Genomic DNA, 13,462 nt, shown 5'->3' with positions numbered 1-13,462 from the left:
CTGCGCTTGTGTATGTCGATGCCAATGAATAACTTGGGTGGGGCAGTTTGTTGTGTTTTCATATCTTTTGATTTTGGTGAATCTTAAAGATACTCGACAGACTGCTTTTACATAGATGCTATAAGTAATTGCTTGTTCTCGCCTACTTCTAAAAATCCTCGCGGATTTTCAGTTTGGTGTGTACTTGCAAGGTTAAGTACTAAACCACGCAACTACTCATAGCCGAGACCGTTGTGCGTCATATTGAAAAATGAATTGGATATTTCAAAATACAGGTTTAATAAATCACTACAATCCTAAAATTCATAGTGGAAATCAACCAATTCGAGTATTGCACCATATGAATTTATGGATGTTTCAAAATACTCATCCAAATTTTCCAAATGAGTTAGCTATTGCATTCGATAAAAATGGACTTTCAAAAACAATAGATATTGTATTTGGAGAAAATAAGGTTCAAGGTCCATTTATAAGAGTTCAAAATAAAAGAATAGTTCTACAGGAAAGTTTTTTATCTTATTTATGGTGTGTAATACATTCTATCTATGTTATATATATTCTTAAAATTGAACAACCAAAAATAAATCAACGAACAGGAAAAGAGGTTTACCCAAAAAACGAAGAGGATTTAGAAAAAGCAGAGGAATTATTTAACTACGCTAAATCATTAATTGTAGCATACTCTGAATGGAATAAAAACTCCCAACCTAATCCAGAACTTTATCTTGCTCAAAAAAGAGATTTAATTGAACAACCCAACTGTTTTTATACAGAAGCAGTAAAATTTATTCTCTGCCACGAGTATACTCATGGAATAAAGCATTTGGAAATTCTAAATTCAGGAAGTGAAATTGAACTTTCAGGATACATAAACTTTGAGAGAGAAGCCGACTCTGATGCAATTGACCTAATGCTTAAAGGAGTCTTTCCAAATAAGATTAACGAGCTTCCGATACAAATAGGGATAGTTGTCGGACTTCTATCAATGTTTTATTTTAAGGCAACGACAGATGCCAAAAAGCATCCTAAAACAGAGGATAGATTAGTAGATGCAATTGAACAAATGGAATTACCAGATAATCACGATGTATGGGGAATTGCATTAGTAGGATTGAGACTTTGGGATGAACAATTTGGGCTGGACTTTAAATGGACAATTGAGAAAACAGACAAAGAACAGTTTTATGACTTAATTAAACAGATAAAAGAATAAATACGCCGCACAACATTGGCTATAAACAATTGGGGCGAAAGTGATAAAAACAAAGTATAAACATAAAACAAAGGTCGGTGCTAAACCGAAAAGTTAGGCGTAAAATCCCCAACTGTTCATAGCCGAGACCGTTAGCTTTAATTATGAAAAAATGTCGTCTTTGCTTACAAGAAAAGAAATTGATTAAAGCTCATATCATTCCCGACTTTATGTACAGCGGAATGAAAGCGGAGGACGATAAAAATATTTTTTATGAAGTAACTTATAACTTAGACAACAATCAGAGTAAGCCGAGAAAAATACAAACTGGCGACTTTGACAAAAATATACTTTGTGAGGACTGCGATAATAGAATAATTGGTGCGAATTATGAGAAATACGCACAACTATCAATGTATGGAAAAAATATTGACCCAGAAATTGCACCAATCTGTAAAAATTATCAAAATCCAAATGACGGAGCTGAATACTCAATCTGTACAAATATTGATTATGGTAAAATGAAACTCTTTTTGCTGTCTATTTTGTGGAGAGCATCAATAACTGATAGAAAAACATTTAAAGATGTTGATTTAGGAAAAAAACACGAAGAACGACTGAGAAAATTAATTTACGAAAACATTGTTCCTGATGAGGCTGAATATCCAATTATGATGACCTCGTTTATGCGAACTGACCATAGCCTGAAAAACTTAATTGGACAACCAAAAAGAGTGAGATTTAAAGATGGACTTAATGGTTATGTTTTTCTAATAGATAGTATTCAATTTATGTTTTACGTTAACTCGACAAATCACAAATTACCTGAATATTTGGAAAGGACAATGCTAAAGGAAAAGGGAGAAATGACTATTCTTCATTTACCGAATGGAAAAGAATTGGAATTTTTAAAAGCAATATTGAATAAATAACTAAAGCTAACAGATGGCTATAAGTAATTGCTTGTTCTCGCCTACTTCTGAAAATCCGTGAGGATTTTCAGTTTGGTGTGTACTTGTAAAGTTAAGTGCTAACCCACGCAACTACTCATGGGAGACCGTTGGCATTCATTTTAAAAAAAGACACGACTAAAATATGGACTTTTACAGGAAAACAACTTTAGGCCTTTTTGATAGTTCACAAAAATCATTTGAAATACCAGTATATCAAAGAGCCTATTCTTGGGAGAAAGATCAGTGGCAAACTTTTCTTAACGACTTGTTGGAACAAATTGAAGGAGAGAATAACTACTTCTATGGAAATATCCTTTTAGAAACTGTCAAGAAAGATGTTAAGTATGAAATTATTGACGGACAACAGAGATTAACTACTTTGACCATTTTCATACGCTCGATTCTGAACATATTGAAAAAGCGAGAAAAAGAACTCGAAGATTTCGACTTTCAAACTAAAGAAAACATCTTCCTTAAAAACGGTGGGAATATAAAATTACGCCCAGTCGAATATGATAGGGCTTGCTTTGATTCATTAATTATTGACAATCAAAAGAAATTTGAAATAAATACACCTTCTCAAGTAAGAATAAAGGAGGCAAAAACCTTTTTTGTCACAGAATTGGAAAAGTTGAAGACAGATGTTTTGCTACGAGTTCTTACAAAAATTGAAACGACTGACTTAACAATTATCGAACTAGAGGGAAAAAAGGATTCTGCGTTAATGTTTGAATTGGAGAATAATAGAGGTAAAGATTTGACAAATATGGAAAAAATCAAATCTTACTTTATGTATCAAATGTACGTTTACAGCGACCCTGAAGAAACAGAATCAAATATTGAAAATGTATCAAATATCTTCAAGCTGATTTATTTAATAATCAATGATTTCAAAAAACTCAACGAAGATAGTGTGCTAATCTATCACAACAACGCTTATATCAAAGGCTATAATTACAGGACATTAGAAGATGTTAAAGAAGTTTTCAAGAAATCAGAAGACAAAATAGATTGGATTAAAAAATACATTTCTGAACTTCATACTTCCTTCTCAAATATGAAGAAGTTTGAAAATTCAGATAATTTTTATGCTAAAAAGCTTTCTAAAATAAATGCACCTGCCTTTATCTACCCTTTTGTAATCAGAGGATACAAATACTTTGGAGATGATAGTAAGAAACTGAATACACTGTTTAATATACTTGAAGTCTTGACCTTTCGTGCAAGATTGATAAATAGCAGAGCCAACATTCAAGAGCGTTTAAATTCAATTCTTCTCAATTTTAAAGGAGATTTAATAAATCTAAAAAGAGAGATTAAAAGCAAATTGAATGAATCTTGGTATTGGAGTGATACAAACACAAAAAACTATCTGAATGGTGGAATGTACGGAAATAAGGTTTTGAACTATTTGCTTTGGGAGTATGAAAATTCAATTCAGAATAAAGGTTATAGTATCAAAAACTTTAGCTTAGATAATGAACAAATAGAACATATTTCACCACAAACACCAACAGACGGAGAACCAATAGCAACAGGCTACGACCTGAATGAAGACCGTGAATATTCCGAAGATTTTGTATCCAAGCACTTAAACAGCTTGGGAAATCTAATGTTAATCTCAGGCTCACATAATGCTTCAATTGGAAATAAGGCATTTAAAGATAAACTTGACTCATATAAAGCAAATCCTCTTTTAAATCAACAAGCAGAGATTAAAGATTTTGCCACTTCTGAAAATGAAGCGGTGTCCTGGAAAACAGATTCAATTGAAAAACGACATAAAAAAATAGTAGATTTTGCAATCCAAAAATGGAGTTTTGATAAAGTCGAAACAACATATCTAGAAAAAGAATTAATCGAGGACGAAAAAAAATAACGAAATTCCAACAAAGTGTATAAGCAATAGCGGGTTTACTGCTAAATCAAAGGTCTACACTTTTATTAAAAGCCATTACCAGACTGAAAGTGAGGTGTTTTTTAATCCGCTACTGCTCATACACTAGACCGTTGGTAGTCATTGGAAAATTGACTCACTAAAGTCAAAAGTTGAATAGATAAAATATGAGGAAAATAATTGGATCATAAATAAAAGCGCATTTAGCTGAATAAATTGATTATTACCAACAAAAGCTTGTCATAATTTGCTAAAGGAATATTCCATAACTGACATTATAATATCCAATCCCAAAAGGAAAATGTTCTACATCGGGACTTTTGAGGGAACGGAAGACCCTGACATTGCATGGCCTCACAGACACGATTTTTATTCCTTGGTTTGGTTCACAAAGAGTTCAGGAATCAATGTAATCGACTTTGAGGAATATGAAATCAAGCACAACAGATTGTTTTTGATGCGACCCAAACAGGTCCATAATTGGTCCTATTCAAAAAACTCGAATGGCTATATTGCCGTTTTTGACAAGCACCTTCTAAAAGAACTGACCATGGATTTTGTGGACAGGCCCTTTTTTGACCTATCCGATAAAAACACCCGGCTTCTAAAGCCATTGTTTGCGAACCTCATTGAAGAGTCCACACAAAATGACCTATTGGGAGAAAAAACCATCGTTCAGGGAATTTCATATGTGTTGCTTCTACTAAAAAGATGGTCAAACATAAACCCTCACAACAAAGCGGTTAAATCAAAAGACATTCTAAAGTTTTCAAGGTTGGTTACAAACACCATTTCCGAGAACCTATCCGTATATGACTATGCCTCAAAATTGAATTTGACCGTTGACAAGCTCAATGCGATATGCAAAGAGAGTTACGGACAAAGTCCAAAAACAATCATCCTGGAAAAGAAAATTACCGAAGCCAAACGATTGCTTTATTTTACGGATCTATCGGTAAAGGAAATTGCTTTTCGATTGGGATTCGAGGACAGTTCCTATTTTTCAAGAATATTCAAACAGAAGACAAACCTATCGCCCTCCGAATTCAAAAGTACCTGAAATCCCGGTAAAAGTCCTACAGCCATACTTCTTTCCGGCATTAGTTTTGCCTAAAAACAAAATGAAGTATTCATCGATTATCATATTCACTTTGGGCATTGCCATAAGTGGATATGGGCAAACAGAAAATCAGATAAAAATGGACAATACACAAACGGAAAGATTTGAAAGAGGCTGGGAAAAATTAAATGAAATAGATGGAGAAGCTGGCGTGAAAGTCATCGAAAGTTTAAAGGATATTTCACCGGACTTGGGAAAATACACTATTGAATACCCATTTGGAGATGTGTACAGCAGGAAAATTTTGGACAACCGGACTAAAGAAATTGCAGTCGTGGCCGCATTGACAGCGATGGGAAATGCAAGGCCACAATTAAAAGTCCATATCAACGCGGCTTTGAATGTCGGGGTTACGGAAGAAGAACTGTCCGAAATTATGATCTTAATGTCCGTGTATGCTGGGTTCCCTTCTGCATTAAATGGAACTTCTGCCTTGAAGGAGGTCATGGAAGAAAGAAAAACGGAAAAATAGAGATATCCTAATATAAGCATTGACGGGAAGTTACTTAATTCTTAAGTTTTCCGTTTTTTGCCAATACCTTTTGTCCCCTTGACTATTTGGTCTTAACCATTGCCCAAGAAGTTTGTCTGGGGTCGGGTTTCAGCGGTTGTTTTTTAGTGGCCATAACCTCTAAACTGTAATGCCCAAACTCCTCGGTCACCGTTCCATAACAGGCATAGATACCCTTACCGTGAATGGGTGTTTGGTCCATGGCCTGCGGAAAGTGGACACAATCAAAGAATTCCCCGTTCAGGTCGAGCATGGTGGTAAAGCGCATGATTTCCCCTTTGGAGGTGGTATTGGTTCGGGTATGCACCATGGCCCCATAGACCAGTATCTTTCTGTTCAAATGGCCCGGAAAATCCCTGTAAACCAGTCGGCTTTTCGGCTCCCCGTCCATGAGCTCATAATACCCGCACAAGGGGAAACCCAATAGTTCCAATTGGTCGTATGCATCCTCAACGGGGTGGGAGGGCAACTGGGGCAGCTTGAAATTCCGGTGTCGGGGCTTGAACAATAGGTTTTGGCGTGTGCGTTTCCCATAGGCCCGGGTCTTGAACACGGCCTGCCAGAGTACTTCCTTTTTTGGGATGCCAAAACAACGGAAGGTATCGATACGCACCAGTATGGAGAGCTGTTCGATGGAAATGGGCACCCGGTCGATAAAATCATCAAAGTCCCGGAACTTGCCATGGAGCTGCCTTTCGGTCAGCAACCGCTGGATGACAGGCCGTTCGAGGTCCCTCAGGTTTCCAAGCCCAAGGTAGATGTTACGGCCATGGATGACATTGATATGGTCGCTGAGGTTGATACAGGGTGGAAGGATGGAAGCCCCCCACATTTTGGCCTCATGGACATAGAGTTCCATATCGTAAAAGCCACCGCCATTGTTGAGCACGGCCACCATGAATTCCAGGGGAAAATAACACTTTAGGTAAAGACTTTGGTAGCTTTCCACCGCATAGGAGGCGGAATGCCCCTTGGCAAAGGCATAGCCCGCAAAACTCTCGATCTGCTCCCAGACCATGTTGGTTAAAGCGGCATCGTGGCCCCTTTCCTCACAGTTGGCAAAAAACTTGGTCCTGACGGCCTGGAATTCCTCCCGGGACCGGAACTTACCGCTCATACCCCTGCGCAGGACATCGGCCTCTCCCAAATCCAGCCCAGCGAACAGGTGGGCCACTTTCAGCACATCTTCCTGATAGACCATAATGCCATGGGTCTCTGGCATGATCTCCAGGAGAATGGGATTGGCCTGTTTCCGCCTTTGTGGATCTTGTTCCCTACGGATATACTCGTCCTTCATCCCTGAGGAGGAGACGCCGGGGCGGATGACGGAACTGGCGGCCACCAGTCCCAGGTAGTCATGGGTGCCCAGTTTTTTCATCAGGCCCCGCATGGCCGGAGATTCCACATAATAGGCCCCGATGGCCCGACCCTGACTCAGTAGACGATTGATGTTGGGATCCCGTTTGAGACGTTCCACATCCTTGATGTCCCACAGTTCCGCTTCGTGCTGGTTCTCCCGGATGATCGAGATGGCCTCCTTGATCTTGGCCAGTCCGCGTTGTCCCAGGATATCGAACTTGAAAATTCCCACATCCTCGGCAATGATCATATCGAACTGTACCGTCGGAAAACCTTTGGGCGGTAGGGTAGTGGCCGAATAATAGTGTTCGGACCGGTCCAATATCAATATCCCTGACGAATGCACGCTGACGTAGTTGGGCATCCCATGGATATAGGTGGCGTATTTCAAAACCAGTTTGGAGAGCTCATCCAGGCCGTCGTGTTGGATACGGTTCGAGACCAGCTTGTCGATTTCTTCCTTGGGCAGCCCGAACACCTTGCCCAGTTCCCGGACGGCGGCCCTATACTTAAAGGTGTTATAGGTTCCCAGCAGGGCCACATGGTCAAAACGCTTAAAGATATACCCGGTCACATCGTCCCGGTCCCAGGTCGAAAAGTCAATATCAAAATCCGGGGGCGAGGCCCGAAAGGGGTTGATGAACCGTTCGAAATACAGGTCCAGTTCAATAGGATCCACATCGGTGATGCCGATCAGATAGGCCACCAGGCTATTGGCTCCGCTTCCCCTTCCCACATAGGGATAGTCCCTGGACCGGGCATAGGAAACTATGTCGTGGTTGATCAGGAAATAGGATACGAAGTCCAGTTTCCGGATGGTTTCCAGTTCCCGTTCCATCCGTTGCCTGACAGTGTCGGAAGAGTTGGCATAACGCCTGGGCAGCCCTGCTTCGGCGAGTTTCCGCAATTTTTGGTAATCGGCTTCTTTCGATTCCAGGAAGCGGGATTGGTTCTGGGAGACCCTGTCCTTCCCGAACCCGAAATCAAGGGTACATTCCTCCAGCAATTTTCGGGTATTGGCCAGGATATGGGGAAAGTCGGCCAACAGGCTTTCCACCTCCGAAATGGGCCGCATGGTATCGTCGGGGCTGCCCTGTTCCGATTGGGGCAGTTTACTGAGCAGGGTATTCAGCCCGATGGCCCTGAGCAGCCGGTGGGTATTGAAATCCTTTTTGTTCCTGAAGGTAATGGGTTGCAAGAGCACCAGTTTATCGTGCTCATTCCGGTAATGGGAAAAGCGCAGTTTGCGGAGTTCCCCCAGGGATACCCCGATGAATTCACGTTCCCGGAACCGGGAGCGCTCTTCTTTCAGCACCTTTTCAAATGGGTAAATAATATAGGCATTGGCAAAGGCGGGTGCATCGGTGGTTATGGATTTTCCCGAATGCAGGTGCCCGGACAGAAAGGCATTGAGTTCCCGAAACCCTTCATGGTTTTGGGCCAGTGCGACAAACTGCTGCTGGTTGCCGTTGCGGAAATCGATGCCCACCACGGGCTTAATGCCCTGCATCCGGGCCAGGCGCACGAAGTTCATGGCCGCGGAGGTATTGTTGATGTCGGTCAATGCCAATGCGCGGACCCCATGGGCTTCGGCCAGGGCCAAGAGTTCCCCTTCGGAAAAGGTTCCGTAGTTCAGGGAGTAATATGTATGGCAGTTCAGGTACATTATTGCTGTCTATGGGCCAATAAAATAGGGGGCTTTCCATCAAAGGGGTTCCCGCCCCTTCCAATGGTACGGGCACCCAGGGCCGAGCCCCGCATCAGGGCGGATTCCCCGAAGCGGTTGCGGATCTTGTCCATGGCCTGATAGAGGTCCAGGCGCTTGTCGCTGTCCTCGAACAGGTCTATCTGGTAATGCCCGCCCACGATATGGCTGTAGTTGACCCCGACCAGACGGATGAGCATCCTGCGCTGGTACAGGGAATGGAACAATTCCCTCACCAGAGGGATAAGGATGTGGTCGGCACTGGTATAGGGAATGCGTTTCTGTTTGGTATAGGTCTGGAAATCACTGTACCGGATTTTCACGCTGACACAGCCCGTCATCTTATCGGCCCGCCGTAATTGATAGGCCAGGTTCTCGGCCATGGCCACCAGTGTGGTCTCCAGTTTGTCCATGTCGATGGTGTCCTTGCCGTAGGTACGTTCGGAAGAAATGGACTTTCGCTCATGGAAGGGGATAAGGGGCGGATTGTCCAGCCCCTGGGCCCGCATCCAGATGGTACGTCCGTGTGCACCAAAGCCGCTTTCCAGCATTTCCAGGGGCAGTTCCTGAAGGGTACGGATGGTGGTGACCCCCATATTGGACAACAGACCATAAGTCTTTTCCCCAACAGAGGGCAGTTTCCGGATGGAGAGCGGGGCCAGGAACTCCTTTTCATACCCGAGATCGATCATCATCTGGTTATTGGGCTTGGCCTCGCCGGTGGCCACTTTGGAGACCACCTTGTTCTTGGAAAGCCCGAAGGAAATGGGAAGCCCGGTTTCCTTTAATATCCGCTGACGCAGTTCCGAAGCATATTTATAGCACCCGAAAAAACGGTCCATGCCCGAAAGGTCGGCATAGAACTCGTCCACGCTTGCCTTTTCAAAAATGGGCACACTTTCTTTGATGATCTCCGTTACATTATCCGAAAACTTCATATACGTACCTGCATTGCCCTTGATGATCGTGGCCTCCGGACAGAGCCTACGGGCCACCTTCATGGACATGCCCGAATGCACCCCGAAGCGCCGGGTCTCATAGCTGCATGCCGCGACAACTCCCCGGTCGCCAAGGCCACCGACAAGCAGGGGCCGTTTCATCAAACGGGTGTCCAGCAGTCGTTCACAGGACACGAAAAAGGTGTCCAGATCCATATGGAGAATTGTAGTGCTCATCATTAAAAATTGGATATATTCCAAGTAATTGGAAAATGTCCAAAATTACAAAAGAAGAGCCGTTGTTTCCAAACTTTAACAAATTTCATTATCTTAAAGGTGATAAAGCGGATGACCTATGTGCTATTCCACCAGACAGACCAGGGAACGTAAGGAACTGGAAAAGCTATTGTCGGTCAAGGCCATGTACGGAGATCTTGATACCGATTTGGAGCTCATTTATTTTCATGCCAATGGATGGAGCCATCCCGTGATGTGGACCATTGGGCAGGAAGATCCGGACAATATGCTACCGGCCATGTGGGGCATTATGCCGCCGAGGGAGAACCAGCGGGATTACAAGGCATATTTCAGTAACCCCAAGACCTTTGGTGGGTTGAATGCTAAATCCGAAAAACTCTTCGACCATTTTATCTATCGGTATTGCTGGGAGAGCCAACGCTGCATAATACCTGTGGATGGTTTTTTTGAACCCCACAATACCCATGTAAAGGTCAAGGGCAAGGATTTCAAGGTGCCGTTTTATTTCCGGCGCAGGAACGGGGATCCATTGTGCCTGGCAGGCATCTATAGCAATACTGCGGATGGTAGAAGGACCTTTGCGGTGCTCACCAAGGTCGCAACCCCTAAGTTTGAAGAGATCCATAACGAAAAGAAAAGACGTCCCGTGATCATCGACGAGGAAAATCTCGAATCCTGGCTATACCCCGGTAACACGGAATCCGATGTACAGGACATTATGGAGGACGACCTTTGGGAAGGGGCACTGGAAGCTTACCCGGTAACACGCGATCTGTACAGCAGAAGTGTGGATTCCAACTATCCGGGAATAATTGAAATGGTGGACTACCCGGAGGTATCCATTGCGTACTGAGAAAGAAAACCCTGATGGGAAAGCGAAAGAAGAAATATCCGGAGATTACCAGAGGCCAGTTTTTTAAGGTGGACGGGGAATTTTATGAGATCATCGATATCAAGGTCATTTCGGTGGAATCGCCGACAAAGTTCATGACCATGCTATATTTCAGGAGTAAAGATACTGACAGTGAGAAACCATTCTTCAGTGAACAGGTCGAAACGGTCCTTTCAGACCCTGCTTTCGAACGGGCTGTCATCTGGAACCACGCAAAACTCAGGGAATGGTGCCAACAGGTCCCGGGAGGGGTCAGCACCCGCCTACAGAATGTTCTATGGCGTATTTGCAATGAGGAGGATGAAATATCTCCCTTTATGTTGACCAAAGAAGAGTTTCTGGCCATAGAGAACGCCGGGGAAAAAACATGGAAGGAATTCGAAAGGGTCAAAAGACTCTGCCCGGAAGCTTCCGTTAAATAATATAGGGTGGATTAAGCTTTTCTTGATCATTGTAAAGCATTAAGATTAGATTTGGTCCAAAGGGAAAGTTTCAACTCTGCATATTAAAGAGTTTTTTATTCGTTTATTGGTATATTTCAATGTACCCAAATTTCTCCTCCGGTAGAGACATACGGTGCCAGGCGTTTCTAACCGTGGGATTTCTAAATCTCTACAAATTGGTTGATATGGAAGAAAAAAAAACGGTCGCCGAACTGACCATACATTACAAAAGGCAACGCTTGATGAGTTTGCTTTTTGATTCCACGGAAACGGCCGATGCTATTGTAGAATTATTGAGTGGACATCTCAACGAAAAGGGCAAAAAGGAATTTTCGTTTAGCGGGGAAATCAAGACAGTCTATTCAGGGAAGGGGATTGTTGACGAACTCCACGATTGGATGGATCATAAAATAGAGCCCCAAGGCACTATCCTAGACCTTATCAAAGTACTGGATGGCTTGAATTGAGGCAATCCCAGAATCCAACGGTTCATTGAAACCACTAAAAATGTAAATATTTATTTAGTAATCTGTAAATCAACGAACCATAAAGGAAACTACAATAGTGTCTTTTATGGTGACATTGAAATTCTCAACGCCCCGTGTTTCCTGAAAATTAACTATAGTCATCAATCGTGTCGGCTCCTGTCCATTCGAGACCTTGTGCGAGGGTAAATTGTTTTTCTGCTCCGCCTTTTTCGAAAAATGTTCCAAGACTATTATGGATATAAACATCACTTTCATAGGTTATCTCGGCTAAAGAATAGGGCTTGATTGGATTCTCTTCACCACTTTTACACAATATCCATAATTTGTCTCCGTCTTTGGAGGTCGCATATCGTTCAATAATCGAACTGGTATACTGATTTCGGGAAAATACTTCTCCTGTTCTGAGGTTCGAAGCATACACAGCTATCGGATTGTCTGTGTTACTCTGTGGACAACAAGGGAATTCACTTGGTGTTTTCCAATTCTCCGCTTTTTGAACGGCATTTGGAGTCAGGGATTTGACGAACTCCAATTTCTCTTCAATAGGATCGACAGATTGATATGGCATCCTTCGGTTATAAATCCATTCACCTAAGGATCCTCCTTGCAACGGCCTGTCATTGATTGCCCAGGCCAATAGCCTTTCTTTACTTGCCCGCGCTTCCTGCATACTGACCGTACACATCCATTCATAGTTTGGCTCTCGGAACGTGTCACGGAATTTTGAAGGGTTATCAAGGAATTCTTCAATACTACAACCACAAGCTGTTTCAATTCGTCTGATGGTGATAGGATTAAGTAAAATGTTTTCCAATCTCGTTACCCAACGTAGATTTCCGGGTCGATTATTCTGTTTGTTTGTATCTATGTGGTCAACAACGTGTTCTTTTGTGGGTGGTTGTCCATGAAAGGCGGTCGCAACTATTCTATGTATGCGAACCGATGCAATTTCCAAATATCCTGTTCGCTTGTTCACTTTACCAAAGGTCCACCTGTTGTCTGTCGGTCGGGTTCGTCCCTGGTAGGAGGGATGCCGTAACACGGCTCCGTTGTCACGAACGCAGTATCTCTCTTCTTTGTAGATACATTCGCATTCTTTTTCGAAGTGATCTACATCGATCATGACATTAAATTTTTTTGGGTTCAACGAAATCAACCAGCTCAATTTTGGCACCTAGAGCAAATGCTATTTTCGATAGCACATCCAAACCAACAGAATAGCGTCCTTGTTCAATACGGCTAAGGTTAGCCGCATCTATATTTGCCATTTGTGCAAGCGCTTTTGCTTCAATGTTTTTTTCCTTTCGCAATTCTCGGATTCTTGATCCAATTCTTTCCCTTTGCTGATAAAGTAAAGTTCTTTCTTCCTCCCTGTCGCCTTTTCCTCCATTGATTCCTATACCTTCATAATAATTCATTTGTATCCAAACCCAATACTGCATACTCATACCAGTATTGTCCCCGATATTATCTTCGAAATATTTCTCAAAATAATAGGCTAACCTTTCTGCGTAATATTGTTGATTTTGTTTCGGAGTTGGAAAAAGGGTTTTCCATTCGAACGTTTCTCCATCCTGTGCAGTGACCTCAATGGTGAAATCATCTACAAATATTGCCTGTACCATAATCTTTGTTGCCGTATTTATGGTGTTGCCGCCACTTTTAAAAGTTACCAGTCAAATATAAAATTAAATCCATGAATTGGC

General features: G+C 42.3%; 12 protein-coding genes. 8 read left to right on the top strand and 4 right to left on the bottom strand.

Annotation, left to right across the window (positions count from 1 at the left end; all coding sequences use genetic code 11):
- Positions 1 to 250: 250 nt before the first annotated feature.
- The 5 genes from J0656_RS19685 (at position 251) to J0656_RS19665 (ending at position 5,634) form a co-directional block, all read left to right on the top strand.
- Positions 251 to 1,213, top strand: coding sequence for a phage exclusion protein Lit family protein (locus J0656_RS19685; RefSeq protein WP_207036990.1), 963 nt, complete (start codon positions 251 to 253; stop codon positions 1,211 to 1,213).
- 221 nt (positions 1,214 to 1,434) lie between these two features.
- Positions 1,435 to 2,124 carry a hypothetical protein gene (locus J0656_RS19680; RefSeq protein WP_207036981.1) on the top strand — a complete coding sequence of 230 codons (690 nt, stop codon included), beginning with the start codon at positions 1,435 to 1,437 and terminating at the stop codon, positions 2,122 to 2,124.
- A 163-nt stretch (positions 2,125 to 2,287) separates the two neighbouring features.
- The gene (locus tag J0656_RS19675) at positions 2,288 to 4,024 is read left to right on the top strand and encodes a DUF262 domain-containing protein (protein ID WP_207036980.1); all 1,737 of its coding nucleotides are present in this window, start codon (positions 2,288 to 2,290) and stop codon (positions 4,022 to 4,024) included.
- A gap of 265 nt (positions 4,025 to 4,289) precedes the next feature.
- A complete protein-coding gene (locus tag J0656_RS19670; protein ID WP_207036979.1) occupies positions 4,290 to 5,102 on the top strand; it encodes an AraC family transcriptional regulator in 813 nt (270 codons plus the stop codon).
- Between the two features lie 61 nt (positions 5,103 to 5,163).
- A complete protein-coding gene (locus J0656_RS19665; protein ID WP_237689000.1) occupies positions 5,164 to 5,634 on the top strand; it encodes a carboxymuconolactone decarboxylase family protein in 471 nt (156 codons plus the stop codon).
- An 82-nt stretch (positions 5,635 to 5,716) separates the two neighbouring features.
- On the opposite strand, the gene J0656_RS19660 is transcribed toward J0656_RS19665, so the two are convergent.
- Together J0656_RS19660 and dinB are read right to left on the bottom strand one after the other, a co-directional pair.
- Positions 5,717 to 8,698 carry a DNA polymerase III subunit alpha gene (locus J0656_RS19660; protein WP_207036977.1) on the bottom strand — a complete coding sequence of 994 codons (2,982 nt, stop codon included), beginning with the start codon at positions 8,696 to 8,698 and terminating at the stop codon, positions 5,717 to 5,719.
- A complete protein-coding gene (dinB, locus tag J0656_RS19655) occupies positions 8,698 to 9,912 on the bottom strand; it encodes a DNA polymerase IV (RefSeq protein WP_207036976.1) in 1,215 nt (404 codons plus the stop codon). The genes J0656_RS19660 and dinB overlap by 1 nt, the downstream gene beginning before the upstream one ends.
- A 118-nt stretch (positions 9,913 to 10,030) precedes the next feature.
- Here dinB and J0656_RS19650 point away from each other — a divergent pair, with 118 nt between their 5' ends.
- From J0656_RS19650 to J0656_RS19640, 3 genes are all read left to right on the top strand, one after another.
- Positions 10,031 to 10,786 (top strand): SOS response-associated peptidase, encoded by a 756-nt coding sequence (locus J0656_RS19650; RefSeq protein ID WP_207036970.1) that lies wholly within the window; start codon positions 10,031 to 10,033, stop codon positions 10,784 to 10,786.
- Positions 10,787 to 10,800: 14 nt separating this feature from the next.
- On the top strand, positions 10,801 to 11,247 hold the full coding sequence (locus J0656_RS19645; RefSeq protein ID WP_207036968.1) for a hypothetical protein: 447 nt from the start codon (positions 10,801 to 10,803) through the stop codon (positions 11,245 to 11,247).
- 206 nt (positions 11,248 to 11,453) lie between these two features.
- A complete protein-coding gene (locus tag J0656_RS19640; protein ID WP_207036966.1) occupies positions 11,454 to 11,735 on the top strand; it encodes a hypothetical protein in 282 nt (93 codons plus the stop codon).
- A gap of 148 nt (positions 11,736 to 11,883) precedes the next feature.
- Here J0656_RS19640 and J0656_RS19635 read toward each other — a convergent pair whose 3' ends face one another.
- Together J0656_RS19635 and J0656_RS19630 are read right to left on the bottom strand one after the other, a co-directional pair.
- Positions 11,884 to 12,921, bottom strand: coding sequence for an HNH endonuclease signature motif containing protein (locus J0656_RS19635; RefSeq protein WP_207036964.1), 1,038 nt, complete (start codon positions 12,919 to 12,921; stop codon positions 11,884 to 11,886).
- Positions 12,884 to 13,381, bottom strand: coding sequence for a helix-turn-helix domain-containing protein (locus tag J0656_RS19630; protein ID WP_207036962.1), 498 nt, complete (start codon positions 13,379 to 13,381; stop codon positions 12,884 to 12,886). Before J0656_RS19630 ends, J0656_RS19635 begins: the two co-directional genes overlap by 38 nt.
- Between the last annotated feature and the right edge of the window lie 81 nt (positions 13,382 to 13,462).

It is taken from the genome of Flagellimonas aurea (assembly GCF_017313785.1).
GTDB lineage: Bacteria > Bacteroidota > Bacteroidia > Flavobacteriales > Flavobacteriaceae > Flagellimonas > Flagellimonas aurea.
The sequence above is the reverse complement of the archived record's forward strand: the minus strand, read 5'-3'. Positions and strand labels throughout refer to the sequence as shown.